Below are 916 nucleotides of genomic sequence, written 5' to 3' on the forward strand. Positions count from 1 at the left end.
AGACATTAAAAAACCCGAGACTAAGCTCGGGTTTTTTTAATGCTTAATGCATTACAACTGTTGATTACTCAACGATAGTTGCAACAACACCAGCACCAACAGTACGGCCACCTTCACGGATAGCGAAACGAAGACCTTCGTCCATCGCGATTGGCGCGATTAGAGTTACTGTCATCTTAACGTTATCACCAGGCATTACCATTTCTACGCCTTCTGGTAACTGTACGTCACCAGTTACGTCAGTTGTACGGAAGTAGAACTGTGGACGGTAACCTTTGAAGAATGGAGTATGACGACCACCTTCATCTTTCGAAAGTACGTATACTTCTGAAGTGAATGTAGTGTGTGGCTTGATTGAACCAGGCTTAGCTAGTACTTGACCACGTTCAACGTCTTCACGCTTAGTACCACGTAGAAGTGCACCAATGTTCTCACCAGCACGACCTTCGTCAAGAAGCTTACGGAACATCTCAACACCAGTACAAGTAGACTTAGTAGTGTCCTTGATACCAACGATTTCAACTTCGTCATTCACGTTGATGATACCAGCTTCAACACGGCCAGTTACAACAGTACCACGACCTTGGATTGAGAAAACGTCTTCGATAGGCATGATGAATGGCTTATCGATGTCACGCTCTGGCTCTGGAATGTAAGAATCAAGTGCTTCTGCAAGCTCAATGATTTTAGCTTCCCATTGCTCTTCGCCTTCAAGTGCTTTAAGTGCAGAACCTTGAATTAGTGGTAAGTCATCACCTGGGAAGTCGTATTCAGAAAGAAGTTCACGAACTTCCATTTCTACTAGCTCAAGAAGCTCTTCATCATCAACCATGTCACATTTGTTCATGAACACAACGATGTAAGGAACGCCAACTTGGCGAGAAAGTAGGATGTGCTCACGAGTTTGTGGCATAGG

Annotated in this window: 1 protein-coding gene; it reads right to left on the minus strand. The window is 44.2% G+C overall.

Annotation, left to right across the window (positions count from 1 at the left end):
* Positions 1–64: 64 nt before the first annotated feature.
* Positions 65–916: elongation factor Tu (tuf, locus tag AC27JR_RS16985; protein WP_487174227.1), on the minus strand; the 852-nt coding region annotated here is incomplete at its 5' end.

The organism is Pseudoalteromonas sp. NH0006-26 (assembly GCF_057552415.1).